This is a genomic window from Nostoc sp. (assembly GCF_036917315.1).
GTDB lineage: Bacteria > Cyanobacteriota > Cyanobacteriia > Cyanobacteriales > Nostocaceae > Nostoc.
This window is the reverse complement of record NZ_JBALDR010000064.1, coordinates 232,465-258,802: the sequence shown is the minus strand read 5'-3', so window position 1 is coordinate 258,802 and position 26,338 is coordinate 232,465. Positions and strand designations below refer to the sequence as shown.

Genomic DNA, 26,338 nt, shown 5'->3' with positions numbered 1-26,338 from the left:
AATAGTTAAACATTAACAGTTCGACAAATTATTTTAAATTTTTGAATGTTTTTCTGAGCTTTCTCTGCACACGTTTCAAGAGACTTGGCATATAAACATTTTCTCTTGTGAAGCGATCGGCTTGGCGATCTGGGATCGTGAAGGGCGGATGTTGTAATGGAAATTGCACGGCTTGTGTCGGAACATTGGAGCGTGGATCGCCTCGATCTGTTGTATTGGTTCCATCCAGATCGAATCCCAGATTGCTAATCAAATTAACTGTGGGGATAATGCTCAAGGCATTTTGTAACCAGGAACAAAGCATCCATTGATAGTCCCAAGTATCAAAACCATCATAGGTAGATTGAAATTGGTTTTGCCAAAATTCGACTTCTCTGGAATCTCTGAGAATGTCTTTTAGCCAGCCCTCGTCGCGAATGGTTGACCACTTTTTCATTTCCAGATCGTAATGTTGCCATGCCCTACGCCAAGTTGCCCATCCCCATGTTCGGGCATAAATCGAAAAGTAATAGCTATCCTGAATCTGCCGATTTCTAGGATTGCCCAAGGGGGTATTATCTCCAGAAATTGTCATGACTCGCTCATCATGACGGTAATACCTCAATAATTCTTCGCAATAGGGAAAAAATGTCGGATGAGGTAAACAGTCGTCTTCCAGAAGAATAGCTTCTTCAACGATGTCAAATACCCAAGAAAAAGCAGTAGCTTCTCGCTGCTTCATTCCCATATTGATGTCAGAATAATTGGTTAAGACTTCGCAGGGCCAGTCTACTCGATCGATTATCGATCGAGTTTCAGCACATTTTTCGGACTCTCCTGTTCGATTTACACGAGGCCCATCCGCTGCAACTAGGAGCATCGGTGGACGCGCTTGGCGAATTGCCTCAAACACTTTTGCGGTTCTATCTGGGCGATTAAAAATGATGAACGCAACTGGAGTTTGCATTTTGACAATACCTTTCTTTCTGAAAGTTGATACACGAGATAATGCGTTTGTACAGTGCGTAAGTTCTAAAGTCGTAAAACAATAAACAAGCCTGGAAGCATTTCAATGACTGGAGGAACTATCTCATTATTTTCGACGATTGGTATTATTTAGTTTATTTAACTTCGATAAAATGACAGCGAACGTTTCAATCCAGCTTGGGTAGCAAAGTAAATAAAATATGCCATAACCTTTGGTGAAATACTGCATTTAAATGCCTCTCGAATTTGTGCGATCGCAGCAGGTATATCGCCAATCATCAGCATATTTTGGGCTGTTCTGAGAGCACAGATTGCCGAGTGTTTTTTATTGGCATCGATCAGGCGATCGATTGTTGATTGTGGCAGATAAGCAGGCAAATAGGACTGTACAATTTCCAACCCACGGCGTACCTCTTGCATGTTTTTACCTGTACGCACAGTTTGTCCAGTGTTAGATACAGAATGTAGCCGATAAATAGCTAGTGGTTCAATTTCATACCATACAGGGTATTGTGCGGCAATTCGTACCCACATTTCCCAGTCTTCATAATAAAAACAAAATCGACGATCAAAACTACCTAACTTTTCATATACTTGTCGGCGAACAACAATAGAAGGAGTTTGAAGATATTGTTTGACTATAATTTTTTCCAACCAATTATCGATCGCACCGCTTTGAGGTTGTAATATCTCAGAAAAGTGTCGCCAGTGCCCTGCCTCATCCATAAAAATGTGACGGCAGAAAGCGGCTCCTATTTCTGGCTGGTTATCAAATGCTTGTTGCATCTTGCGATAAAAGCCTTCCCGAATGCAATCATCACCATGCAAAAGATGGATGAGTTTGCCACGCGATCGCTCTAGGCAGGTGGTAAAGTTCTTAACATGTCCAACATTTTCTGGTTGGCGATAAAAACTAACGCGATCGCCTGCTAATTCTTTAACAATAGCTTCAGGATCGTCCTTGGTGGAGTGGTCATCAACCACCTCTATTTGCATTATCTCCGATCCTGGGTCTTGTGATAACACACTTGCTAATGTTTCACGCAAATAGTTTGCACAGTTGTAGGTGGGAATCATCACTGACCATAAAGGTCGTGGTTCTCCATCGGGCACAGGTTGAATAACAGATCGAAAAGGGTATAGCTCATTCATAATAATTGGCTTTTCGTTAGTTCAGGTGTTCAGTTAATTTGTTTTTTATTGCTGTAATCAAATAATTTCTTTAAGTTATTGTGAAAAACTATCCGTCAATTAATTCTTGACAAGTCATTAGGTTTAGTCTATGTCTGTCTTAATATGAATTTCACAGCTTTTTTTATACTCCTCGTAAAAGATTGAGCAACATCTTGAAAAAATTGCAACAAGTAAAATATTCGTGGGTGCTGATAAGGCCATAATGCTTTATTTAATGCTTGTAAAATCTCAGTATCCTGGTATCCTTGCTCGCACAAATATTTCTCTAACCAGGTCAAGAAAATTAAGTGGGTAGAATTGGGTTTGAGTGGATTATATTGTGCTGAAGCTTGTGCAACATAACAGGAGCTTTTTGTGTGTTGTCGATACCTATCCCAACAGCCACTTTCTACAAAGACAGATGCTTTGACACAGACTTTGGCAAAAAAGGCTTGATCTTCAAACATTCCTCGGAAGGACTCCTCAAAGCCACCGACATCTTGAACGAGTTTGCGACGTATGAGGACGCTACAGGTGCCTGGTGTTTCGGCTTTGCCTTTCAAAAACAACTTGAGCAGTGTTGGCGGTTTTAGTAGGGTATCAGGTTCTACACCTAGAGTTCGTTGGCGATCGCGCTTCGCATCTTCAGGATTACCCGTCCAGCTAAACCACATCAGAGTAGAGCCATAAACCATACCTGCTTCTGGGTGAGCTTCTAATATTGCTACCTGCTTCTCCAGTTTTTGTGGCAACCAGATATCATCTGCATCTAGTAAAGCAATATATTCACCTTTTGCATGGCGAATTCCCAGATTGCGCGTTGCACTCATACCGCGATTTTGATGACCTTCATGCTCCAAATAGCGCACTTTGTTAGGGTGTTGTTGGGCATATCGCAACGCAATAGCTGTACTCTCGTCGGTTGAGCCGTCATCTGCTAACGAAAGTTCCCAATTGTCATAGGTTTGAGCGAAAATGCTTTCTATTGCTTCTATAAAGAACTTTTCAATACCGTTCAAAAAGATGATGATGCAGGAAACTAACGGTTTGTTATTTATCTGTTCAACCATGAAACCACCTCGCTAATTGCTTGGCAAATTCTTCCCCATTCCAGTTTTCAATCCCGAAGCGAGGCAATTGAAAACTGTTGCTCTGTCGCCATACAATGTCTTCAGTTGTAGTGCAAGCACAGTCAAATCCAATAGTTCGAGTCAGTTCCAGGGTTTCTGGAGTGTAATTACCAAATGGATAGGAAAAACTTGTCACGGGACAATTGAGCATCTCCTCTAAAGCAGCTTTGCTTTGCTGGATTTCATACCTTTGTAATTCTGTTGATTGTGCTGAAAGAAATGGATGGGTAACTGTGTGAGCGCCAATTTCTACTAAATCCCCTTGCCCCAAAGCACACACTTCTTCCGGTAAAAGGGAGCGGTGAGTCTTGCGTACCGTAGATTCGGCATTAGCCCAAATTACTAACTCGTCTAGAGCTTTTATACATTCTCGTTCCGGTAAAGGTAGTAATACTTGCCAAATTGAGTAATAGAAAGACATTCGAGAACCGGGTTTAGCTTCCCAGGCTTTACAAATGCGATCGCTTTGATAGTCTTGTTCAGTGTAATTGGCTGCTTGACCCAGCTCCCAGTGACAAAGGCTACCATTAATATTCAGAGAAAGTTTCTCAGGTAATGTGCCTGGTTGCAAAAGTAGCCGTTCTAATTCATCCCACCAAAACTCACGCTCTTTTCCTATGTAGCCAGTACTCACGAAAACCGTGGCTGGAATGCTGTAGCCCTCAAGTATTGGTTTGGCATGATGGAGATTGTCTGCATAACCGTCATCAAAGGTGACAACCACTGCTCTATCTGGAATTTTGCCATCTCGATGCGCTTGCACGAATTGCTTGAGGCTAATGGGGTGGGTTTTTTTTTGTAAAACTTCTAGTTGTTCGGCAAAGTACTGGGGAGTTACGCACAGACTCCAGGGGTCTAATTCTACCTCAGCGACGCGATGGTACATCAAAATAAGCCCCTTAGAGGATGCTAAATTTTTCTGGAGCCGTCGAATCGCTCGCTGCAATTTGTCACTTCCAAGTATTTTCATTCCATCACCTCAGGTTTCACTGCTCTGACGGTGATAGTTACCTCGTAGCTACGGTCATGATAATCTAGCTTTCCCTTGGGTATATCTTGAACTACCAATCCTTGAAGAAAAGCTGTAGCTGCCAAAGCATTTCCGTGGGTTTCGACTTGAATATTCTCTTTAGGAAAAACCTCCTCAAACAGTCGCTGTGCAGATAGGGCTGTAAAATTCCAACACCAGCAATTGTTCCATTCCTCATCTTTGAGTGGTGTGATTCCCGGAAACGTAGCCAGAACAACACCTCCTGGTTTCATAATTCTGTAGGTTGTTTTCAGCGCTAGTCGCACTTCGTAAATTAGCTGAAGCGTCTGAACCAAAACAAAGCTGTCAAATGTATTTGATGGTATATGTCCCGCATCTGTTAGGTCTGCGATGATTGTTGCATTGGGGTTATCTTGAACGTGCAATACATCGCTTTTAGTAACGCGATCGCCTCCAAATTGCTGAGTATAATAGTTATCTCCAATTTCTAATACGTGTCCATAAATATCATTTGAATGGCGACCCAAAAAATTCTCAATATAGTAGCGGTCAATTGGTTTTCCTTGTTCAAAACCCCAACCTGAATTTATAGGTTTTAAGCTTTGCAGAGTACCCAGGCGTACCTTATTATATTGAGATTTTAGCCAGTGGTGGGTAGGAGATGGTAATATCTTTTGGATGATTATTTTTAACTGTTCTGTGTTCATGATAAAAATTCTTTTAATGAGTATGGCTTTTTTAAAGAAGAACTATATGCCCAACAGTTCTGCATAACTCCAATTTGCATAAACACGGACACCCCGTTCTAAAGATAAAAAATCGGTTATTCCTAGACTTCCTAATTTTGTAACATCAGCTTGCCAATTAATGGGGGTTCCAACAGGAACCATTCCATCAAACTCAACACTACCTTTGTAGTCTAAGGATTTAAACACCATCTCCGCTAGTTCTGAAATTGTAACTTCTCTTCCACTTGCAAAATTATATGTTTCTCCTTGCATTGGTGCAGAAGTTGCTACTACTAATAAAGCTTTGGCAATGTCGAGTACATGAATAAAATCACGGCTTTCTTTGCCAGTTCCTTGTAACTTAACTATGGGTTGATAAATTGCTTGTCGGCAAATATCCCAAAGGACTTGACGGCGTAAACCCGGACCATAAGCAGAAAAAATTCGTACACTTGCAGTTGGTAAATCATAAACTTTGCTAAATTCTAAACATAGTTGTTCGCTTTGTAACTTATGAAATCCATAAGGGGAAATGGGGTTACAGCGTTGAGTTTCTCCAATAGGTAATGACTCTGGATTTCCATAAATAGCTGCACTAGAAAGAAAAATAAATCGACATCTAGGGGCATTAATTCGCAACGCATTTAAAATTTCAAAAGTTAAAGCTGTGTTAGATTGAAAGTCAACATCGGGTTCTATAAGCGATAAGCCAACAGAGGCACGTCCTGCACAATGAATGCAAATGTTAGGAGAATATTCCTTTAATAAGTTATTTAAGGAGAGGTCGGGTAATTTGAGACGATGATAGGCTGTTAAGTTGTGAAGAGGAGCATTTTCAGGAGGCGAATTATCAACGCCTATTACCGACCAACCTTGCTCTGAGAAATACCGAGCAACGTAACGACCAATAAATCCCGCTACCCCAGTAACTAAAACTGATTGATGGAAAGTAGTCATTTTGGTTATGTTGTAATAACTAGTGTTTGACAATTTTTATAAATTGAGATAAATAAATTTTGATAGTTATCTCAATATTTAAAATTGAATATTTATATGTCTAAAACAGTTTTTATCCACCAATCTTTTCGAGTATTAGCAAAATTAAAAGCATCTTCGAAGATTCGGTGACTTAATTCCTCTAAGACTTCTCTCCTCGATAAAGTATCACAAATATAAGCTGCTGCTTCGTCAGGGCTATTAATATCTAAAATTGGCAAACCAGATAAATATGGTAATGCTTTAAGACAAGGCTCAGTTGCAAAGAAAGGCATTCCATAAGAAACACATTCAACTAATTTCATTTTCACGGAAAAATCATTATCAATAGGACATATAAAAATATCGGAAGTCTGAAACAAAATCTCAAGCTGTTCTTTAGGAATAAAGCCAGGAATATGAACGTTACTTTCTATAGTCCAATCTTTAGGCATATTATGAAAATCTGTACCAGTAATAACAATTTTTATTTTATTATTTAGTTTTAATAATCTCGGAGATAATTCACAGATTAACCATTTTACCGCTAAGAAATTGAAATGAAAATTAATATTACCAGCAAAGAAAACTGTTTTTGAATTTGTATAATGCCAGCCGACGAGTTTAGGTGGGAGTATTTGTGAATTGATCGATGCTTTTTCATTAGCTAGTAAATAGTTGGGAATATCTGCTTCGGACATAAATATACATTTATCAGCCAATTCACAGACTTTTTTTTCAAAAACTTTTAGTCTTAAATAACTAATAAAAATACTAAATTTAGATTTGTAATTGAACCAATTATAGGGAGCAAGGGCTTTAAAAAATTCTGCTTCTTTATCAGTAGCAAGATATATCTTTTTTTGTTTAAGTTTAAGGAAATTTTTAAACCATAAAATACTATATAGCTGTTCAACAATAACAACTTTGATTGAGAGTCGATCGCAGAGTTCAGTTAAATATTCAGAAATATCTTTTGCTCGCTCCCAATTGTAGTACGTTACATTTTGGAAGCTAAAAGTCGATCGTAATTTGTACGCTAACCTTTTATATGTTTTTACTACTTCTTTTAAGAAACTTTCTTTTTTTTCACAAGGATTTAATCGAGTAGTTAAGTAATATTTAACTTTAAGTTTTTCTAATTGTATTTTGGTTTCTACTTGACTACTTTCGTTACAAGTAGCGGCAACATAAAGGTTGATATTTTCTATCTGAGATAATTGATAAATATCATTTAAAAGTGCCATCCCACAACCATTATTAGGGTCTAAAGGATAACTCGTGAAATAAAGAATATTTTGCTTTTCCATACCTTGTTACCTTATCTATCTTGTATCAGAATAGATGTCTTTTCGTTGTATAAAATAAACATCAAACTATTTCCATAAATCTCTCATTGAAAGACTTCTATGTGTTGTAATTTAGATTTGAATCGGCGATTGGCGCTGAGAATGCTTGAAAGTTACAGGTTACTAAACCATCACATGTTATAGCAAACTCTTCGGATGGAAGTTCAACTACCTCTATTTCAAATGCCGACTCAATAAAATCAAAGATAGTATTAAAGGAAGAATCGGAAAGCCAAAGACCAATTACATAAGTACCTGATTTTAAATGTAGCTTTTCAATATTTAATTTAACTATATTCTCTCCCTGCTGAAGGGATATTATTTGTCCAAGTGATACAATATCCGCATTGACTAATTTTATACCGTACTGGTTATACACAACAACTGCAAGACTTCCAATATTTCTTGAGGAATCTGATTCAATCTTCAGTAGAAATTCAAGTTCACCATTTGAATAAGCATTAAAAGAAATATCTTTTTTTGAACTACTATATTGAACAGCGAGAAAACGAGCTTGTCCATTGCCATTTCGATGTGCATCGCTTAAACTTATCCACTTTTTGGGGAAAGCTTGACAAGAATAATAGTTACTAGATAAATATTGAGTCATCACGTTGTTTGTATTCCCGTAATTAATTAGCTGCCCCTTATTTAGTAACAAACATTTAGAACATAGCCGTTGAATTGCTTCAATATTGTGACTTACAAATAGAACTGTTCGAGCTTGATTGTTGGATACTTCCTGCATTTTGCCAAGACATTTTTTCTGAAAATTTGCATCTCCAACTGCTAAAACCTCATCCACAATCAAAACATCTGGCTCTAAATGTGCCGCAACCGAGAATGCGAGGCGTACATACATCCCAGAGGAGTAGCGTTTAACAGGCGTATCTAAAAATTTTTCAATCTCTGCAAAATCAACAATTTCATCAAACTTGCGTTTGATCTGTTCCCGACTCATGCCCAAAATCGCGCCATTGAGGTAAATATTTTCCCGCCCTGTCAGCTCAGGATGAAAGCCTGTCCCCACCTCTAGCAAACTCGCCACTCGCCCCGTAATCTCAATACTGCCATGAGTAGGTTCCGTAATCCGGCTCAAAAGCTTCAGCAGCGTCGATTTGCCCGCTCCATTCCGCCCAATAATTCCAACCCGATCGCCCTGCTTAATCTCAAACGACAGATCCTTGACTGCCCAAAATTCCTCATGATTCGAGTTTTGCGTTTTGCGTTTTGCGTTTTGATTAAAGGGGTTAAACGTCTTCGCGAGCGATTTCGCCCCATCCACCATCACATCGCGCAACGCCTTATAGCGATATCCCTCCTGCTGATGGCTCAACACATAGCTCTTACTTAAGTTCTCAACCTTAACCACCGTATCTGCCATATATCCTCCAACCTCTGCTAACAGTTCCTGAAACGCTGTGTCTAAATAATGTCCGCAAACTTGCGCTCCATTCGGCGGAAATAGTAAATTCCGGTAATCAGGACTAAGATGACTAACCCTACGGACAAGAGAAATCCGGGTAAATAAATAGCAAAGTCTTTACCCAAAATTGCCCACCGGAACCCATCAATCACACCCACCATTGGATTTAAGGAGTAAAGTAGTCGCCACTGTTCCGGCACCACACTACTACTAAAACCCACCGGCGAGATATAGAGTCCAAACTGTACAATAAACGGCACAATATACCGGAAATCTCGATATTCCACGTTTAATGCCGCCAGCCATAATCCCGCCCCGATCGCCGCCGCAAATGCGATCGCAATAAACAACGGCAGCGTTAAAATTCGCCAATCCGGCACAAAGTTATACCACGCCATAAAGCCCAACAGGATGATCGCAGAAATCATAAAATCCACAAAACTCACAATCACCGCACTCGTTGGCACAATCAAACGCGGAAAATAAACTTTAGAAATTAAATTAGAATTACTAATTAAGCTATTACTACACTCACTCAAGGCATTGGAAAAGAACTGCCAAGGTAGCATCGCCGAAAAGACCACAATCGGGTAAGGCGCACCTGCCGACGGAGCCTTGAGTAAAACACCAAATACCAGCGTAAACACAACTGTTGTTAAAAAAGGTCGCAGCAATGCCCAAGCCAGCCCGATGGCCGTTTGCTTATAGCGCACCAAGATGTCTCGCCAAGCCAAGAAGTAAAACAACTCCCGATACTTCCAAATATCCTGCCAGTACTGCTGCTCGGTTTGCCCTGCCTTAATGACTAATTTCTGCCGAGGTTCGATTGTCTGTTTTTCGATCATGAAAATACCCCTATCCCCATTAACCTATAGTCAAGTCAATAAACTTCATCAAGCTCTTATCCCAGGCAAATTTATCTGACTCAAAGCAGACTTTTTTCCACCGTAAGACCCCTTAGAGTGATAGTAACCAGACGCCTTTTCAGCAGTAACCCCATTTACCACCATTCCTAAAACATGCGATCGCGCTTGCTCTAGCATGATTTTCGTACTCTTAGCAACAGCACGATCAAGCACTCCAGGATGTACAACTAGCAATATCCCATCTGCCATCTTGCCCAGCATGAGTGCATCACCAAACAAACTCAAGGCAGGAGTATCAATAATCACGCAATCATAGTCTTTAATTGCCTCTTGAATTAACAAAGCCATGCGCTGCGAATCTAGCAATGCTGCGGGTTTCGCCAGGATTGTCCCAGCTGTTAATAAATCCAAGTTAACTAATACTTCTTGGGTGGCGTTGCGAAACTCTACTTGACCAACTAAAACATTACTTAGTCCGACTGGATTAGATCGTTTCCAGATTTCCTGTTGGGAAGAGTGACGCATATCCGCATCTACTAATAGGATTCTGCGCCCCATGTGTGCCTGAGCTACTGCCAAATTTGCAGCCACAAATGATTTACCTTCACCTGGAGCTGAACTAACTACGGCAATTACTTTTAATGGTCGATCGGAGATAGTAAAATCCAGGCTCGTTTGAAGCATCTCAAAGGCTGAACTTGCTTCCGAATATGAATTATCTTTGACTGCTACGACTAAACTTTCCCCACTGTTTTTAGCTTTTTGAGCCAAATGAGGAATCGTACCGAGTAAAGAATAACCTAATAACTGCTGGGCTTGCTCAAGAGTTTTGAGGGATCGATCCATAGCTTCTAAGATCGAAGCTACCCCTACACCCAGCAAAATTCCCAAAAATCCACCCAGCGCTAGGTGAAAGGCAATTTTGGAAGGAAGAGCATTTTTAGGAAGTAAAGCCGCAGATATTACTCTGGCATTACCGACATTCTGATTTACTACTACATCGACTTCTTGCGATCGCTTTAGCAGTTCTTCATAAGTAGATGTAGCAACTTGCAACTGTCGCTCTAGCTGTTGCTGTTTTTCTTGCAGTTGAGGTAAAACACTCAATCGTCTTTGGGAAAGTGTGTATGCATTCTGCAAAACTGTAATTCGGTTAGCTAATGCTGAACGTTCTACATCCGACTGTACCAGTTGGGCCAGTAGAGTCTGCTTGAGTTCTCCCATCCCTAAATTCTGGGCTGGTACAGATTTTTCTCTATCTGCATTCTCAAAAATTCGCGTCTCTAGCTGCTTTTTGAGGGCTGCTTCTTTTGCTAACAAATTAGAGATCGTCGGATGTTTGTCTGTATAGCGAGTCTTTTCTACTGCTAACTGGTTTTGCACCTGTTGGTATTGTGTTAATACTTCCTGCACAGCTTTTGATTGACTTAAATTCCCCATATCCACAGCCTGCTGCGAATTCAACCTCAATTGACGTTGCAGAAGTTTTGAGCGAGTCTCAGCATCCGTTAAATTTGCCTGGGCTTGGGTAATCTGGTCTGATAAATTCGCGAGTTTGTCCACTCCTTTTGTTGCTTCTTGCTCTAAAGCGATTACCCGATTTCCTTCTTTAAATCGACGCAAAGCTGCTTCCGATCTGGCTACCCTTGCTTCAACTTCAGGCAATTGCTTGCGTAAAAACTTCTTTGCCACTGTCGCTTGGGCTTGGTTAATCTGAATATTGTTCTCCAGGTAATATTTCATCAGCGAATTCACAACATCTGCGGCTTCTTCCGGATTGCTGCTGCTGTACGAAATCGCCAAAATATCTGTACCTCGAACACTTTTAATTTTGACTTTTTGGAGAAACTCATTTATTTCCAAGGGTGTTCCTTGCTTATCTACCAACCTGAGACTAGCAATAGTTTTCTCAACTATTGGATTAGAACGAATGACCTCTGCTTCTGTATCCAACGGACTGTTGATTTCAGTCACACTTCTCAACTCCCCAACTTGTGCCGAGGGACTTGTCAGCGAAGAAACGCGGTCAGTTTTACTGAAAAGCAACTTACCCTCTGCTTCATAAATTGGTTTTTGCTTGATAGCATTTAAAGCTGAAAGCCCAAAAATAGAGGCAGTCACCGCAGCTATAATTAGCCAACGCCTTTTCAGAAGTAGCGAGTATTGCTGCAAATCTAAGGAGTTTTGGTCTTCTTGGTTAGAGGGCATGGAGTATGTTACGAATACCTGAAATTGTTTTTACTAATTTTGCTTCACAATTTTGGTAGTCCAAGATAGTTTTTTGGACATAATTAGGATTAATTACTAATTATCTGTATAAAAAGTCATAATACAAGTGCCCGTATTATCTAAAGTGTTTGCTTTTTATTAGATTTCCTTAGATTTATCCCAGAAATATTATCTGAATGTCAAGGTGTTTTTAATTTTTTTTCTAGAATTTTAGATTACATTGAAAAGCATTTATTTCAACTCATTAAGTAGAAAGAGGTAAATATTTGTAGTTGAGATCGGATAGGAGATAGAAGGCAAGATATAGAAGGGAAGAAGCTTTGAGCCTCATTTATCTTTGTTAACATGATGATGTTTTTTCTCACCCACTTCCTTTCTTTATATTAATTTACTAACAGCATTTCAACAGCTTGTATAAGATTTTTCCTCATTTTGTTACTCTGTAAACACTTACTTTAGCAGTAAATATACGTTAATAAATAAATTAAATATAAAGTTCAGATTGACTACACTCATGGCATAATGCAAATGTCAAAAGAACAACCTTGAACTCGTAGTGTAGTTCGTACAGCCAATGCAAGTTAGGATGTATATCCTACAGATATGCTATACCGACGCACAGATAGTTCCCCTCCTAGTTTGTAATACCCAATCTCCAATTTCTTTGAAAAACAGAGCATAGTAAATTTCTTATTTTTGTATGCTTTGGCACAATACGGCTAGTCTTTAATGTTCCCTTCTTTGAATCTGTTGCTGGTTTTAACAAAGAAATTGAGATCGGGATACTGAAGAATAATAAAAACCAATGACTTCCACAAGTTATGTTAGTTTATCTACCAATACTAGGCTGCCAAATATAGTCCGCAGCCTACCGATATTGCTTTTGTTAGGGGATATTTTTGGATTGCTAATTTGTTTAGCGATCGCACAATGGTTGCGTTTAGATCAACCCTTACATTGGCTAAATCCGTTACCTTATACATTTGTCTGCATGATACTTGCAGCATTTTATTTAGCAGATGCTTACCATCCAGATCGGCAAATTTCAGGTTTAAGAGCGCCTGCTCGAATTATTATTTGTAGCATTGCGATCGCATTCTTTATTTCTGCCCTAATTTACTTGTCAGGTATTGCCCAACAGAATCCGGTAACGTGGCGGAGTGTCTTTTTACCTAGCTTGGGAATCTTTACTATCTGGGCAATAATCTTGCGCGTGGTAGCAGTGAGATGGGTGCGATCGCACGCTCTGAAAAGTCGTTGGCTAATACTAGGAGGCGGGGATAATGCCATCAAATTTGCACAAAAATTGCTAGGACTGAATCCTTTAGGGAAATTGACTGTTCTAGCAGAGGAAAACCAAAAAACTATAGATTTACCAAAAAGAAATCTGAGTTATCAGGGAAGCCTGAGCGATTTGTTGCAATGGAGTCAAGAATCCTGGTCTGGGGTAATAGTTACAGCGCAGATAAACTTTTCCAAGTCACAAGCACAACAGTTAATGCAGATGCGATTGCGAGGCATTCCGGTTTATACATTGCCAGATGTTTACGAAACATTTTGGTATAAACTACCTTCTTCGTTGTTACAAGATAAATGGTTGGCTTTTAGTGATGGTTTTAACCTAATGCCTGGTTACTTCAGCATGAAACTGAAGCGAGGTATCGATCTCATCTTGATCCTCTTTTTACTAGTATTAGTTGCACCACTTCTGTTGTTGGTTGCATTACTAGTTAGGCTAGATAGCCCTGGCCCAGTATTGTACAGTCAGCAGCGAAGTGGGTTACACGGTAAACCATTTAGAGTTTATAAGTTTCGCTCCATGTATCAGGATGCAGAAAAGTTGGGGGCGCAGTGGGCTAGTCAACGCGATCCACGAATCACCAGAGTCGGATACTGGCTACGTTTGTTGCGTATTGATGAATTACCTCAAATATGGAACGTCTTACGGGGTGAAATGAGTCTGATTGGGCCTCGTCCAGAACGACCAGAATTTGATGTCAAACTCAAAGAAGCGATTCCCTACTATGAAGTTCGCTATTTGGTCAAACCTGGAATTACAGGCTGGGCACAGGTTATGTATCCCTATGGAGCATCTATAGAAGATGCTTACGAAAAGCTGTCATACGATCTGTACTACATCAAAAATTATTCCATTTGGTTGGATTTAGCGATCGCCTTCAAAACGATTCGAGTTGTTTTGTTAGGTAAAGGTAGATAAGGAAAAAGAAATGAAAAAGAAAATATTGGTAACTGGCGGTGCTGGTTACATTGGCTCCCATGTAGTTCGTCAACTAGGAGAAGCTGGTTATGATGTCGTTGTCTACGACAACTGCTCTACAAGTTCACCAGCATCAGTACTACACGGGAAACTAATTATTGGCGATTTAGTAGACAGTGGACATCTTTATCAAGTTTTTGCCCAGCATAAATTCAGCGCAGTCTTACACTTTGCCGCTAGTCTGATTGTTCCAGAATCAGTAGCTCATCCCCTTGACTACTACGCCAACAACACCCGCAACACCTTAAATTTACTGCGCTGCTGTAGCGTTATGGGTGTTAACAAGTTCATTTTTTCCAGCACAGCCGCAGTCTATGGGGAAGTAAAAGACAATCCTGTTACTGAGTCGAATCCTACACAGCCCATTAATCCTTACGGTCGTTCAAAGTTGATGAGTGAGTGGCTGATCCAGGACTATGCAGCAGTATCTTCACTAAACTACGTAATTTTACGTTACTTTAATGTAGCAGGTTCCGAACCAAGTGGACTATTGGGGCAAATGTCACCGAATGCCACTCATTTGATTCGAGCTGCTTGTGATGCAGCACTCAAGCGCAAGCCAGAAGTCCGAATTTTTGGTACTGATTTTCCTACGCCCGACGGAACCGCAATTCGAGACTATATCCATGTTGAAGATTTGGCGACTGCTCACTTAGATGCTTTGGATTACTTAGAAAAAGGAGGGGAAAGCCAAATTTTCAACTGCGGTTATGGGCAAGGATACAGCGTGCGACAAGTTATTGAAAGAGTCAAGGCTATTTCTGGTGTAGATTTTCCCGTTATTGCCGCACCACGTCGTCCAGGCGATCCTGCGTGTGTTGCAGCTTGTGCTGATAAAATCCATAGGGTTTTGGGTTGGCAACCAAAACACAATGATTTAGACGAGATTATCAACACAACCATTGCTTGGGAAAAACAGAAGAGTAATTTGGCAAGTCAAAAGCATATCAATATGGCATATGCATAATTAAAACTTGGCACCTAATTAACCTTGTTTTTGGAATTTAGATAACGTGAATTCGACGGCTCATATAGTGTCCCTATAATTGACTCAATCAAAAAATTTCTTAGAGGTTTTACTACACAAAACCGTCCTTCTTGGAATTGGATAAGCACAGACTTGAATTAAAGTTCAAGGCAGAGAGAGGTTCATCGAACTTACGTTGACATAAGCATTATCTTTAAATAAAGGCACGCAATTACTGATGTTAAAGGCGGCGGATAGTTCAACATCTAACTCAAAACCTTTTTCAATCAACTCTTTACCCGAACTGCATTTTTTCAAGTACTCTAATAAATCCTGCTGGAAAGCTTGAAATGTTGTCACAGCAACTTCGGCTTCTGGTGATAAACTGCCATCTAAATAACTGAGAATTGCCCCAGCACCAATTAAATCTTCAAATGCAGGGCGGAGGCTACCATCATCTTTCCACCTCTCACCAGCAGGAATCACAGCGATTTTATCACCATACTTTTGAGCAAACTGCGCCACAGCTTGGCAATTTCGCAAGCAACCAGCCAAAGTTGGTGTATTTCCTGTATGTAAAGTTAAAAAGGAACCATTAGGTGATGGTAAAACTAGTCTGGTTCCAGCAGGAATCTGAGTCACCGATTTTGGCGAGAGAGAATATCCAGTTGTAGTCCAACGTTGTCTATGACTTGCCAATTCTGCTTGCACTGACTTGGCATAATCTATGACAGATTCATCTCTATATGCGTAGGGAAAAATTATCGCGCTGTTGTTGGTGGCAATTTCTACACAAGTAGAAAAAGAGAGAACGTCAACTATCACAACTACATCACTGATGGGAGCGAGTTCAGCAACTCCTTGCGATCCCCATTCACAGCGTAAATTAAATTCTGATTGGTTGTAAATCATTGGTGCGATCGCAAAAGACAATACGATCAAAATTAAACCATAGATTAAGTAAGGCAGTGTAAATAATTAAAGGTTTATACTCAGCAAAAAGCGTGCTTATCTTAGTATAAGATATCCATACAATTTGAACCTGTGAAACTCATATTGAAATAATAATCATAGATTATTTCTTATCCATGTCTCTAATTGTTTCCAAGGGATTATTACAAGGTTGTTTTCATTAATTTTATCTACATTAATATCATGCCAATATGACTTTGTTGCTCTTTTTGCTATTACTATTTCAATGCCATCTCTATTGATAACTTCAAATTTTTTGCTTGAAGACCATATAATTACAGTCTTATATGATACTTTTTCTAGTAAAATTAATGCGTTCTCTCCTTTTTCAAAACATGCATATGACCAAGCTGTATACACATTAAATTTGATATTTCCAAAGCAATCTGATTCAAATTCATCCTTTTGTCCTTTCAAGATGGCTAGAGGTTTTGCAGCGATCTTTGCACCTCTATTTTTCACAGATATGACTTGTACAAAAGCGATCAATTTTGCAGAGTGGCAATCATTCAAAAAAGTGTATGGGCCTGAACTTTGATATTCTTTTTTGAAGTCAAGGTAGTATTTAGGTAATAGCGATTCTTGCAACTCACAATCGGGAGGAAGTGGGTCAGTTATCAATTGGAAGATTTCACTTAATTCATCATAATATTCATTTAGGCTATGACAATATTCAGATGTATTTTGAAAACTGGATTCAATAGAATGTTTTAGTTTTCTTAAAATATTTAAATCATCTTCGGAGAGTTCTGCATAATATTGAAACATTAGCGATTATCACTCAAATTTCAAATAATTAAAAATGTTCAAAGACCAATTAATAGAACATTTTTACAATTTTAACAGTTTTCTAAAAGGTCTTTTCATCTTAGTACAACAAATGCTTGTTGTTATGTATATAACTGCGTATCTCATTTATTTTAGCTTGCTTGTTACTTTCATGGCTAAAACCCCTACTATCAAATATAATCTGGAAAAAACTTAAAGATAAAGCTCTAATCTAAGGCTGGTAATTGTAAATTAGATAAAAATTTAAGAACAAAAATCTCATAAATCTAGTTGTAAAAATTTTCAGTGTGTTGGTTAAGCTTGAGCAAAGATATTACTTTGTAGATAGGAACATACAGACTATTAGCAGCACAAAAACAAATTTTATGCTCCTTATAAACGCCAATTTACTGACTTTGCTGTTGGATAAGTAGTAGAAAATAAGCAATAGTAATCTTTGCTCTAACCAGCCACTATCCGCTAAACTCAGAAATGCTGCGTTATTCCTCATCATGTCCGATTCCCAAACTGTTAGTGCTGCTGTTGCCAAACTCTACAATACTTACCCCTTTCCGCCGGAAGCCCTGTTGGATGAACCACCTCCAGGCTATAACTGGCGCTGGAATTGGCTAGCTGCTCATAACTTCTGCACAGGTCAAAAACCCCAAAAGCAAGATATTCGGATTTTAGATGCAGGTTGCGGTACTGGTGTGGGTACAGAGTACCTAGTTCACCTCAATCCCCAAGCTTCTGTTGTGGGAATTGACCTCAGTACTGGCGCTTTAGCTGTAGCCAAAGAACGTTGTCAGCGTTCAGGGGCTAACCGCGTTGAATTTCATCACCTCAGTTTGTTTGATGTAGAACAGTTACCGGGTGAGTTTGATTTAATTAACTGTGTTGGCGTTTTGCATCATACCCCCGATCCCATTGGCGGGATTCAAGCTTTGGCGAAGAAGTTAGCCCCAGGTGGCTTAATGCACATTTTTGTGTACGGGGAGTTGGGACGTTGGGAAATTCAACTCATGCAAAAAGCGATCGCACTTATTCAAGGTGACAAAAAAGGCGACTACCGCGATGGTGTCAAAGTTGGGCGACAAATATTCGCTTCCTTACCAGAAAATAACCGAATTGTCAAATACGATAAACAACGTTGGTCGCTAGAAAACAATAAGGATGAATACTTTGCTGATATGTACGTTCATCCTCAAGAAATTGACTACAACATTGAAACGCTGTTTGAATTAATAGATGCTTCGGGATTGGAATTTATTGGTTTCTCGAATCCGAGTTTCTGGGATTTGGAAAGACTTTTGGGTAAAGCACCAGAGTTAGTAGAACGGGCAAAAGAATTGAGCGATCGCCAGCTTTATCGCCTGATAGAATTATTAGACCCAGAAGTAACTCATTACGAGTTTTTCCTCGGTCGTCCTCCCTTAATCAAAGCCGACTGGTCAGATAATAACGCTCTACTAGCAGCGATTCCCGAACTGAATCCTTGTCTTGAGGGATTTCCCAGTCAATGTTTCTTTAATTACGATTACCAGATAGTTAATTTATCTGTAGCAGAGTTTGAGTTTATGCAAAGATGCGATCAAAATTCCACAATTGCAGAGATATTGACAAATGTAGAACTGGGATTGGATGGGGTAAGAAGCCTTTTGCAACAGCAGTTGATTTTATTGACACCTGCTTAGGAAATTCAAGTAAAAAATATCTAATTATTTATTGTGGGATGGGCCTTTCGGCTATCCCACAATTAGATATTTACCCTACAACAGCCGAACTTGCTACTTTCTCCTGTCTTTGGGAAGGCGGACGCATTCCCAAACCAAGTAAATTCAGCATTTCTCGGTCAGTATCGTAATCTGGACAGGGAGTTGTCACCGTCAACATCTTGTTATCGTCGCTGGAAAAGATAGAATTGGCTCCTGCCATAAAGCAGAAAGCTTGCTCAACTTGAGAAAGTCTCGCCCTACCGGCACTAAGACGCACATCGGAAGCTGGCATTAAAATTCTGGCTGTGGCAATCATCCGCACAATATCCCAAATGGGGACATCAGGCTGATTTTCTAAGGGTGTTCCCGGTACTTGTGAAAGAATATTAATTGGCACGGACTCTGGATGGGGATGTAAGTTTGCCAAAGTTTGTAACATCCCAACCCGGTCATCGACTGTTTCGCCTAAGCCCAGGATACCGCCGGAACAGACAGTAACATTTGTCTGGCGGACATTCTCAATTGTGTTCAAGCGATCGCTATATGTTCTCGTGGTAATAATTGTGCTGTAATATTCCTGCGAGGTATCTAAGTTATGGTTGTAGGCATAAAGTCCCGCTTCTTCCAATTTCCTGGCTTGATTTGCCGTCAACATACCCAGAGTGCAGCACACTTCTAAACCCATTGCAGTCACATCCTTGACCATTTCCAGGACTTCTTCAAATTGTGAGTTATCCCGGACTTCGCGCCAAGCAGCACCCATACAAATGCGACTAACACCAGTTTCTTTAGCTTTCTGGGCGATGTTAACTACCGTTTCTTTTTCTAGGAGTGCTTGCGCCTTTACCTCTGTTTTATAACGGGAAGATTGGGCGCAGTAGCTGCAATCTTCTGGACAACCTCCGGTTTTGATAGATATAAGCTTGCAAACTTGTATTTTTGTTGGGTCATGATATTGGCGATGCACGCTAGCAGCTTGATAAATAAGCTCTAGCAATGGCGTATTGTAAATCGCCCGAATCTCTAATTCCTGCCAATCGTAGCGTATTCCCACCACATCACTATCCTTCTTGTAGACTGGGTTAAATCTTGAGCTGTCTTTTGCTTAAATCTGCTGCGGTACAGCCTTTGGGCAAAGCTATTTTATCGAAGTTGTACCCTGGACTGTGCTTTATCACCCATTGGCTCTCAATCCTTCCGCTCTAGATATTAGACATCAGCTTATCAAGATTTTGGTTGAATGGCAGATTAAGAGCAAAAATACTCACTCTATCTTTGTGTAAAGGCATTGGGCATACATATATCTTTTGTGATGCTGGTCAAGAGTTCAAAGTCTATATAAAATCAGTTAATTGACCCCTGACTCTTGACAAACTTTATGAAAAAACTATGAAACTTGCGTAAGTGCTGATAATATAGCGTTTCCTAATCACATTAGGTACATCATAGCCCCCTCATCGCTTGCGGGGAGGGGGTTGGGGGTGGGGTTGCTGTACCTCACAAGGGTAGAGAAACGTTATAAGACAGCTAATCTAACTGCTGCTAAACCGCAGACTATGAGAGAATTTATAAAATTTAGAGAATATTCTGAGAAGAGATCCCGCCGATTAAGTAATTTATGATATCAGAACTGCCAATAATTGCAAGCGATCGCCTATTATTACGAGCAGCGATCCATGAAGATATACCCAAAATTCTCAAATACTTCATTGATAACAAAAGTTATCTCACTCCATTTTACCCTCTTTGGGCTGATGGTTTTTTCACTGAAGAATATTGGCAGTATCAGATAGAGAATAGTTTTCTGGAATTTATCAATGGTCAATCGTTAAAACTATTTATTTTTTCCAAAAAAAATCCCACTGTAGTTATTGGAACGGTAAATTTTAGTAATTTTGTTCGAGGAGCCGCCCATTTTTGCTATGTGGGATATAGCCTTGCCGAAAATAAACAAGGTAAAGGATATATGACAGAAGGACTAAAATCCGCAACTCAATATCTATTTCAAGAGTTAAATTTTCACCGAGTCATGGCTAATTATATGCCTCACAATCGGCGCAGCGGTAATGTACTAAAAAGACTCGGTTTTGTCGTTGAAGGATACGCTAGAGACTATTTGTTAATTAATGGGCAATGGGAAGATCATATTTTGACAAGTCTGACAAATCCTGATTGGAAAATACCTAATTTTTAAAACATCCCGAGAATTTTATCAAGGTTTTTGTTTTATTTTATCAACTATACTTGTTGAGGCAATTAATTCATTTATAATTGCTATTTAAAAAACTTATTTAGTCAATCTTAATTAATGATTAACCAGGGTTTAAATGTCACTTAAAACTTATTTTGAATTGGTGGTTTATACCCACATTATAGCTATTTGCAATACTATAATATTTATATTAAAAGGAATTTAATATATCAATTGAGAATATCGACAAATTCATATTAAATTCATAAGAATTACACAACAACTCCACAAGCAAATGCAATAGTAATATTTGTTGACTACTAGGCTTAGTTATTAAGGTTAGCTTTAGCCGATGTGTCCAATTTTCTTAAATAGTTGAGGAGTTTTTTAAAATGCTCATTAATTCTAGAAAGTGCTTATCTGTCTTTTCGACTATCTTCGCTTTTGCTACCATCTTAAACGGAGTTGTCTTGGCAGCACCAGGCCCAAATTCTGCCACTACACCAGCCTTAAAAACTCAGACTAGTGCTGCATCACACCAGCCAATCAAACTCACACAGCAACAGCGCCTACAAATCCAAGTTGCTCGCCAGCAAAGAGATAAAGATATTGAGGCTCTATTAAACCCGTCCCAAGATACTAAATTTAAGGCGGCACTGCAATCCCGTCAGAGAATCAGAATAGTGTTAAAATCTTTGGATCTGAATCAAGATCAACAGAAGCAGGTTCAATCAATTTTGCAAGCTTATAACCTGCAAGTGAAAAAAATTCTAGCTTCACAGGTATCACAAACAACATCAAAGCCAGTAGGAATAGCTGCACCACCATCAGAACCAATTAAAAAATAAAAAATCAGCTTTATTTAATTAAGATTAAGTTTCGGAAGACTGGCGGATTTTATCCAAACTTCGGTTGAGCCAGTCTTATTTTTTTTAATTGCAAAACTTTATTTCTTCTAAAAAAAGGTAGGAGCAAGGGATTATAAATGAAAACTTGAATTTTGAATCATTCGCTTTAAAATAAGAATTGTCTCGATCTGAAAGTGTCATAAGATACAAAAGAGTCAGTGCAGTCTTCTTCTTTAGCGCTAGCCTCTCCTTTTGGGAGAAGGGAAGACGCTTGTCGTAGGATGTCCGAAGGGCTTCGTACTTGTTTCTAATTCCACGCTTTTAAACGTGGGTTACTCCTGCTTTCTGAAGCGTTCCAGATTTTGAGGGTGGCGCTGCCATATTTTAGAGATGGGTTGCTTTTTGCGTCTATGCTGATGATGCTGAAGCCAGAGGTAGTATTAAAGGAAGAATGAATTAAGCTTTGCTTGTAATGACTCTGGCTGAAACTCCGAACTACAAAAATTCTAGCAATCCTTTTCTCTCCCTCAACTACGAAAGCGCTTTAGAATCTCTAGGCGGCGACTACTACGATGAGGTTGCAGCAGAGGAATTTCCTCAACACCTCCTGCGTTGGCGTAACGATGAACTATTACCCCGTTTTGGTCTAGACCCCCAAGTAGTCAAAGACGAAGATTTCATCACAGCTTTTGGTCAATTTCAAGGGCGCAAACCCTTGTTAGCGCTGCGTTACCACGGCTACCAATTTGGTGAATATAACGGACAGTTGGGGGATGGTAGAGGCTTTCTCTACGGGCAAGTACGCGCCAATGATGGCGAATTGTACGATTTTGGTACGAAAGGTTCTGGGAGAACGCCCTACTCCCGTGGTGGCGATGGTATGCTGACGCTCAAAGGTGGCGTGCGGGAAGTTCTGGCTGCGGAAGCACTGCACTACTTGGGTGTACGTACCTCGCGCTGTCTAAGCATGATTGAAACAGGTTTACCACTCTGGCGGGGCGATGAACCTTCGCCTACACGTTCATCTGTGATGGTTAGGATGAGCAGCTCTCATATTCGGTTTGGCACTTTTGAGCGACTGCACTATTTCCAGCGTCCAGATTTAACTCAGAAGTTATTAGACCACGTAATTGAGCAGTATTATCGACACTTAAGTGCTGAACAAGATAAATATGGCTTGTTTTACGCCGAATTAGTTAAACGGGTTGCACAACTAGTAGCGCAGTGGATGGCGGCTGGCTTTTGTCATGCAGTCCTGAATACTGACAATATGTCGATTACAGGAGAAAGCTTTGATTATGGGCCTTATGCATTTATCCCTACTTATGACCCATACTTTATAGCTGCATATTTTGACTATTCTGGACGCTACTGTTACAGTAATCAACCAATTATTTGCAAGCTGAATTTAGAAATGCTCCAGCAACCTTTAAAGGCGATTATTGATAAAGGCAATATGGAGACTAGTTTAGCTAGGTTTGATGAATATTATCAAGCTGAATACAGTTCTTTGATGTTGAAAAAGTTGGGTTTTGTGGAGTTGCAACATCCACAAGCTGAAGAACTCTTAAATCTCACGATTGAATTCTTGAAAGCAAGCCAAGTTGGTTATCATCAATTCTTTTATGAGATGGCTCGCACTTTTTCATCTAAATGGCGAGATGAACCAGGTTTTGTAATGAATAGTTCAGATATTGTACCAGTACCGGGCGCATCAGCAATTTTTGATGATTGGTGCATACTATACCACAAAATCTTGAATGATTTTGATAGCGATGTCTACGACGGGCTACGCCTACGCACCGATATAATTGCCCAAACTCTAGCTGTTAATAATCCCAAAACGGTATTATTAAGACCTGTAATTGAATCTATTTGGGAATCAATTGCCCAAGAAGATAATTGGCAACCTTTTTATGACTTAATCAAGGCAATTCAGTCTAGAAGGTAGTCAATTTCCAGCTACTTTCTTTTTAAGATAGTACTTCTCATTTGTATGCAATACACTCTGACCTCACTTCCATTCCTCTCTCCTTTTAGGAGAGAGGCTTTGATACTTACTCCCCAACGCTAGCAGGGAAGGGGCTGGGGTTAGGTCTGTATTCCATACAATTGAGAACCGCTATATTATGAGTTTTTGTGCTTGGTCAGTGGTAAGCTGTTCCACCTTTAATTTGCATAATTAGGGCGGGCAAGATGCCCACTCCACAAGATGGATAATTTATTTCTTGGAAATCCCTTATGGATATTGAAGAAATGTTGGATAGGTATGAAGCGGGAGAAAGAAACTTCGCTTGGAGTGTAAATTGCAGCAGAACTAGTTTGTTCATGAGAGCGGTCGATCTGAGTGGGGCTGACCTGAGTGGGATCAACTTGGAAGGAGCCTTTTTGGAAGCTGCTCACCTGGACAATACCAATCTCACTGGGGCTAATCTCAGGGGAGCTTATATGGAAGGAACGCAGTTGAATGAAGCCATCCTTAACGATGCTAATTTAAGTGAGGCTAGAGGTGGTCAAGCTAACTTCATCAATACTTCCTTTGTCAACGCCAACCTGAGCAGAGCCGAAATGTACCAATGTATTTTTGATGGCGCTAATTTCAGCCATGCTATTCTCAGGGATGCTTTCGTGAACCACTCCTCTTTCGATGGTGCTAACTTCAGCAATGCCGATTTGCGTTCGGTCGAAGGCTTTTATAACATTCGTAAGGCTATTTTTAGTAATACCATTATGGAAGATGGAAATATTTGGTACGACAGTATTGGGTATTGAATACATAGATACTCATTCTTCTACCTTAAAAACCGATTTTATGAACTCAAAAACTAATTCGGTTGTCTCAAAACCTCAAACTTCCCCTACATCTAACTAAACTGTTGAGCATAAAACCGCGCATAGCGACGCTCTAGGGCTAATAATTCTTCATGGGTTCCCGATTCGACAATTTGTCCTTGTTCGAGAACTAAAATACGATCGCACTTTCTAACTGTCGATAAACGGTGAGCAATAATAAATACTGTCCGTTTTTCCATCAATCTTTCCAGCGCTTCCTGTACCAGTGCTTCTGACTCAGAATCTAATGCTGATGTCGCCTCATCGAGAATCAAGATTTGGGGATTGAGCAAAACAGCACGAGCGATCGCAATTCTTTGTCTTTGTCCTCCTGATAAGTTTACCCCACGTTCGCCTACCCAAGTCTTATAACCTTCTGGTAGTTGGCTAATAAATTGATGGGCATTAGCAATTTTTGCCGCCTCTTTAACTGCTTTGATGTCAAAAATATATTGTCCAAAAGCGATATTTTGAGCAATCGTCCCGGAAAACATGATGGTTTCTTGAGGAACAATCCCAATTTGTCGCCGCAGACTATGCAGTTTCACATCCCGAATATCAACATCGTCAATGAATATTTGACCAACTTCAGGATCGTAAAAACGGGGTAAAAGATTCACAAATGTGGTTTTACCAGCACCAGAAGCACCCACAAGAGCGATCGCTTCACCTGGCGATACTAATAAACTGATATCTTTTAATACAGGTTCACCTGGTTTATAGGCGAAGGAAATATGACGATATTCTACCTTGCCATTGACTGGAGGCAGAGCGATCGCATTTATCTTTTCGATTACCGTCGGCTGAATTGCCATCAATTCAAAAACGCGGTCAACAGATGCTTCACCCTGCTTAAATTCGTTGTAGTTGTTAGTAGTATGACCAATGGGATCGATTAACAGCGCCGCCGCCGCCAGATAACTGAAAAAATTCGCCACTGTCAAGTTACCTTGGGAAATTTGCCAAGCTCCCACAATTAGTAACGATAACGCACTTAAGGCTTCCAGAAATCCGATAATAGGAATCTGAATCGCTTTCAGGCGTTCGGCTGAGTATTTTGCTTTGAGACTGCGTTCTGCTTCATGGCCAAAGCGGGCAATTTCGTAATTTTCGGCAGCAAAAGCCTGTACTAAACGAATACCGTTGAAAACTTCCGCGAGAATGGCTGATAAACCCGACACGCGATTTTGACTTTTTAAGGAATACTTGCGTAAACGTTCGCCAAACCAGCCAACTAAAATACCCATGAGTGGTGCAACTATCACTGTTGCTAATGTCAGTTGCCAATTCAGATAAATCATGTAAATCGGAATTGCTAGCAACTGTAAAATACAGGGGATAAAGTCGTGAAATACTTTATTTACCACTTCGCCAACGCGGTCAACATCTTCGGTGAGGCGGTAAGATAAATCACCAGCTTTTGCCGTTTCAAAATAGCTGAGATTTAGCTTTTGAAGATGTGCGTAGACTTGCTGGCGGAGATGAAAAGCAACTCTTAAAGCAGCTTTCGCCATGTACATATCTTGTATAGACTGAAACAAGCCTCTAACAAGAAATACTAAAGCACAACTGCCAGTTATTTGAGCGATCGCGACTACATTACCTTCAGCAAAGGGAATTGCCAATTTACCCGCAAGATTAATTAATATTAAAGTCGCCAGCACGTATCCCAAGATACCAATAAGTCCCTTGGTAATGGTTTGCCACTGGAGTCGGATATAAGGCAGCAGTTGCCAGTAATTAGAACGGGTTTTCAAGCTTGAAGATCCACAACGCTATTTTACTTTGTTTGACGCTAGCAGTTTTGCGGAGTTTCTGACTAGTTCACTAATTAGTTACAAACTGTTTTAGCGTTCAAGTCAAAATGATATGCACACAGATAATTAATATTAAGTATTAAAAGTATACCCTGCTATAGATGACAGTATATTAGT

At 39.9% G+C, this 26,338-nt stretch carries 21 protein-coding genes; 7 read left to right on the top strand and 14 right to left on the bottom strand.

What is annotated here, in order from left to right; all coding sequences use genetic code 11:
* Window positions 1–28: 28 nt before the first annotated feature.
* From V7K84_RS30385 to V7K84_RS30340, 10 genes are all read right to left on the bottom strand, one after another.
* Window positions 29–946: a glycosyltransferase family 2 protein gene (locus V7K84_RS30385; RefSeq protein WP_334843720.1), complete on the bottom strand. Its 918-nt coding sequence runs from the start codon at window positions 944–946 to the stop codon at window positions 29–31.
* A 158-nt stretch (window positions 947–1,104) separates the two neighbouring features.
* The gene (locus tag V7K84_RS30380; RefSeq protein WP_334843719.1) at window positions 1,105–2,118 is read right to left on the bottom strand and encodes a glycosyltransferase family 2 protein; all 1,014 of its coding nucleotides are present in this window, start codon (window positions 2,116–2,118) and stop codon (window positions 1,105–1,107) included.
* A gap of 128 nt (window positions 2,119–2,246) precedes the next feature.
* Entirely contained in the window at window positions 2,247–3,209 is a 963-nt protein-coding gene (locus V7K84_RS30375) for a glycosyltransferase family 2 protein (RefSeq protein ID WP_334843717.1), read from the bottom strand.
* The gene (locus V7K84_RS30370; RefSeq protein WP_334843714.1) at window positions 3,202–4,239 is read right to left on the bottom strand and encodes a polysaccharide deacetylase family protein; all 1,038 of its coding nucleotides are present in this window, start codon (window positions 4,237–4,239) and stop codon (window positions 3,202–3,204) included. Before V7K84_RS30370 ends, V7K84_RS30375 begins: the two co-directional genes overlap by 8 nt.
* On the bottom strand, window positions 4,236–4,967 hold the full coding sequence (locus tag V7K84_RS30365; RefSeq protein WP_334843712.1) for a methyltransferase domain-containing protein: 732 nt from the start codon (window positions 4,965–4,967) through the stop codon (window positions 4,236–4,238). The genes V7K84_RS30370 and V7K84_RS30365 overlap by 4 nt, the downstream gene beginning before the upstream one ends.
* Window positions 4,968–5,009: 42 nt before the next feature.
* On the bottom strand, window positions 5,010–5,945 hold the full coding sequence (locus V7K84_RS30360; RefSeq protein ID WP_334843710.1) for an NAD-dependent epimerase/dehydratase family protein: 936 nt from the start codon (window positions 5,943–5,945) through the stop codon (window positions 5,010–5,012).
* A gap of 92 nt (window positions 5,946–6,037) precedes the next feature.
* Entirely contained in the window at window positions 6,038–7,273 is a 1,236-nt protein-coding gene (locus tag V7K84_RS30355; protein ID WP_334843707.1) for a glycosyltransferase family 4 protein, read from the bottom strand.
* Window positions 7,274–7,370: 97 nt separating this feature from the next.
* Window positions 7,371–8,696, bottom strand: coding sequence for an ABC transporter ATP-binding protein (locus V7K84_RS30350; RefSeq protein ID WP_334843705.1), 1,326 nt, complete (start codon window positions 8,694–8,696; stop codon window positions 7,371–7,373).
* A 41-nt stretch (window positions 8,697–8,737) separates the two neighbouring features.
* Complete coding sequence (locus V7K84_RS30345) at window positions 8,738–9,583, bottom strand: ABC transporter permease (protein WP_334843703.1); 846 nt, start codon at window positions 9,581–9,583, stop codon at window positions 8,738–8,740.
* 48 nt (window positions 9,584–9,631) lie between these two features.
* Window positions 9,632–11,812, bottom strand: a complete 2,181-nt coding sequence (locus V7K84_RS30340; protein ID WP_334843701.1) for a GumC family protein — start codon at window positions 11,810–11,812, stop codon at window positions 9,632–9,634.
* A gap of 826 nt (window positions 11,813–12,638) precedes the next feature.
* Between V7K84_RS30340 and V7K84_RS30335 the strand changes: the two genes are divergently transcribed.
* Complete coding sequence (locus tag V7K84_RS30335) at window positions 12,639–14,051, top strand: sugar transferase (RefSeq protein WP_334843699.1); 1,413 nt, start codon at window positions 12,639–12,641, stop codon at window positions 14,049–14,051.
* Window positions 14,052–14,061: 10 nt separating this feature from the next.
* Window positions 14,062–15,078, top strand: coding sequence for a UDP-glucose 4-epimerase GalE (gene galE / locus V7K84_RS30330; protein ID WP_334843696.1), 1,017 nt, complete (start codon window positions 14,062–14,064; stop codon window positions 15,076–15,078).
* Window positions 15,079–15,243: 165 nt separating this feature from the next.
* Here the strand turns inward: galE and V7K84_RS30325 are convergent, their stop codons facing one another.
* Together V7K84_RS30325 and V7K84_RS30320 are read right to left on the bottom strand one after the other, a co-directional pair.
* On the bottom strand, window positions 15,244–16,020 hold the full coding sequence (locus V7K84_RS30325; RefSeq protein WP_334843693.1) for a 2-phosphosulfolactate phosphatase: 777 nt from the start codon (window positions 16,018–16,020) through the stop codon (window positions 15,244–15,246).
* Between the two features lie 126 nt (window positions 16,021–16,146).
* On the bottom strand, window positions 16,147–16,818 hold the full coding sequence (locus tag V7K84_RS30320) for a hypothetical protein (protein WP_334843691.1): 672 nt from the start codon (window positions 16,816–16,818) through the stop codon (window positions 16,147–16,149).
* A gap of 512 nt (window positions 16,819–17,330) precedes the next feature.
* Here V7K84_RS30320 and V7K84_RS30315 point away from each other — a divergent pair.
* Window positions 17,331–18,512 carry a class I SAM-dependent methyltransferase gene (locus tag V7K84_RS30315; protein WP_334843688.1) on the top strand — a complete coding sequence of 394 codons (1,182 nt, stop codon included), beginning with the start codon at window positions 17,331–17,333 and terminating at the stop codon, window positions 18,510–18,512.
* A 70-nt stretch (window positions 18,513–18,582) separates the two neighbouring features.
* On the opposite strand, the gene bioB is transcribed toward V7K84_RS30315, so the two are convergent.
* A complete protein-coding gene (bioB, locus tag V7K84_RS30310; RefSeq protein WP_099100553.1) occupies window positions 18,583–19,590 on the bottom strand; it encodes a biotin synthase BioB in 1,008 nt (335 codons plus the stop codon).
* Between the two features lie 561 nt (window positions 19,591–20,151).
* Here bioB and V7K84_RS30305 point away from each other — a divergent pair.
* The 4 genes from V7K84_RS30305 to V7K84_RS30290 all read left to right on the top strand — a co-directional run bounded on the left by V7K84_RS30305 (window position 20,152) and on the right by V7K84_RS30290 (window position 24,344).
* On the top strand, window positions 20,152–20,727 hold the full coding sequence (locus tag V7K84_RS30305) for a GNAT family N-acetyltransferase (RefSeq protein ID WP_334843686.1): 576 nt from the start codon (window positions 20,152–20,154) through the stop codon (window positions 20,725–20,727).
* Between the two features lie 389 nt (window positions 20,728–21,116).
* Entirely contained in the window at window positions 21,117–21,572 is a 456-nt protein-coding gene (locus tag V7K84_RS30300) for a hypothetical protein (RefSeq protein ID WP_334843683.1), read from the top strand.
* 472 nt (window positions 21,573–22,044) lie between these two features.
* A complete protein-coding gene (locus tag V7K84_RS30295; RefSeq protein WP_334843681.1) occupies window positions 22,045–23,523 on the top strand; it encodes a protein adenylyltransferase SelO in 1,479 nt (492 codons plus the stop codon).
* Between the two features lie 290 nt (window positions 23,524–23,813).
* Window positions 23,814–24,344: a pentapeptide repeat-containing protein gene (locus V7K84_RS30290; protein WP_334843679.1), complete on the top strand. Its 531-nt coding sequence runs from the start codon at window positions 23,814–23,816 to the stop codon at window positions 24,342–24,344.
* Window positions 24,345–24,436: 92 nt separating this feature from the next.
* On the opposite strand, the gene V7K84_RS30285 is transcribed toward V7K84_RS30290, so the two are convergent.
* Window positions 24,437–26,161, bottom strand: a complete 1,725-nt coding sequence (locus tag V7K84_RS30285) for an ABC transporter ATP-binding protein (RefSeq protein WP_334843677.1) — start codon at window positions 26,159–26,161, stop codon at window positions 24,437–24,439.
* Between the last annotated feature and the right edge of the window lie 177 nt (window positions 26,162–26,338).

What these genes read in the sequence shown, in the direction of transcription:
- V7K84_RS30375 (WP_334843717.1), bottom strand. Translation starts at nt 3,209, where the DNA reads ATGGTTGAACAGATAAATAACAAACCGTTAGTTTCCTGCATCATCATC.
- V7K84_RS30365 (WP_334843712.1), bottom strand. Translation starts at nt 4,967, where the DNA reads ATGAACACAGAACAGTTAAAAATAATCATCCAAAAGATATTACCATCT.
- V7K84_RS30380 (WP_334843719.1), bottom strand. Translation starts at nt 2,118, where the DNA reads ATGAATGAGCTATACCCTTTTCGATCTGTTATTCAACCTGTGCCCGAT.
- V7K84_RS30345 (WP_334843703.1), bottom strand. Translation starts at nt 9,583, where the DNA reads ATGATCGAAAAACAGACAATCGAACCTCGGCAGAAATTAGTCATTAAG.
- V7K84_RS30335 (WP_334843699.1), top strand. Translation starts at nt 12,639, where the DNA reads ATGACTTCCACAAGTTATGTTAGTTTATCTACCAATACTAGGCTGCCA.
- V7K84_RS30340 (WP_334843701.1), bottom strand. Translation starts at nt 11,812, where the DNA reads ATGCCCTCTAACCAAGAAGACCAAAACTCCTTAGATTTGCAGCAATAC.
- V7K84_RS30305 (WP_334843686.1), top strand. Translation starts at nt 20,152, where the DNA reads ATGATATCAGAACTGCCAATAATTGCAAGCGATCGCCTATTATTACGA.
- V7K84_RS30315 (WP_334843688.1), top strand. Translation starts at nt 17,331, where the DNA reads ATGTCCGATTCCCAAACTGTTAGTGCTGCTGTTGCCAAACTCTACAAT.
- V7K84_RS30370 (WP_334843714.1), bottom strand. Translation starts at nt 4,239, where the DNA reads ATGAAAATACTTGGAAGTGACAAATTGCAGCGAGCGATTCGACGGCTC.
- V7K84_RS30320 (WP_334843691.1), bottom strand. Translation starts at nt 16,818, where the DNA reads ATGTTTCAATATTATGCAGAACTCTCCGAAGATGATTTAAATATTTTA.
- V7K84_RS30385 (WP_334843720.1), bottom strand. Translation starts at nt 946, where the DNA reads ATGCAAACTCCAGTTGCGTTCATCATTTTTAATCGCCCAGATAGAACC.
- V7K84_RS30300 (WP_334843683.1), top strand. Translation starts at nt 21,117, where the DNA reads ATGCTCATTAATTCTAGAAAGTGCTTATCTGTCTTTTCGACTATCTTC.
- V7K84_RS30355 (WP_334843707.1), bottom strand. Translation starts at nt 7,273, where the DNA reads ATGGAAAAGCAAAATATTCTTTATTTCACGAGTTATCCTTTAGACCCT.
- V7K84_RS30290 (WP_334843679.1), top strand. Translation starts at nt 23,814, where the DNA reads ATGGATATTGAAGAAATGTTGGATAGGTATGAAGCGGGAGAAAGAAAC.
- V7K84_RS30360 (WP_334843710.1), bottom strand. Translation starts at nt 5,945, where the DNA reads ATGACTACTTTCCATCAATCAGTTTTAGTTACTGGGGTAGCGGGATTT.
- V7K84_RS30295 (WP_334843681.1), top strand. Translation starts at nt 22,045, where the DNA reads ATGACTCTGGCTGAAACTCCGAACTACAAAAATTCTAGCAATCCTTTT.
- V7K84_RS30350 (WP_334843705.1), bottom strand. Translation starts at nt 8,696, where the DNA reads ATGGCAGATACGGTGGTTAAGGTTGAGAACTTAAGTAAGAGCTATGTG.
- galE (WP_334843696.1), top strand. Translation starts at nt 14,062, where the DNA reads ATGAAAAAGAAAATATTGGTAACTGGCGGTGCTGGTTACATTGGCTCC.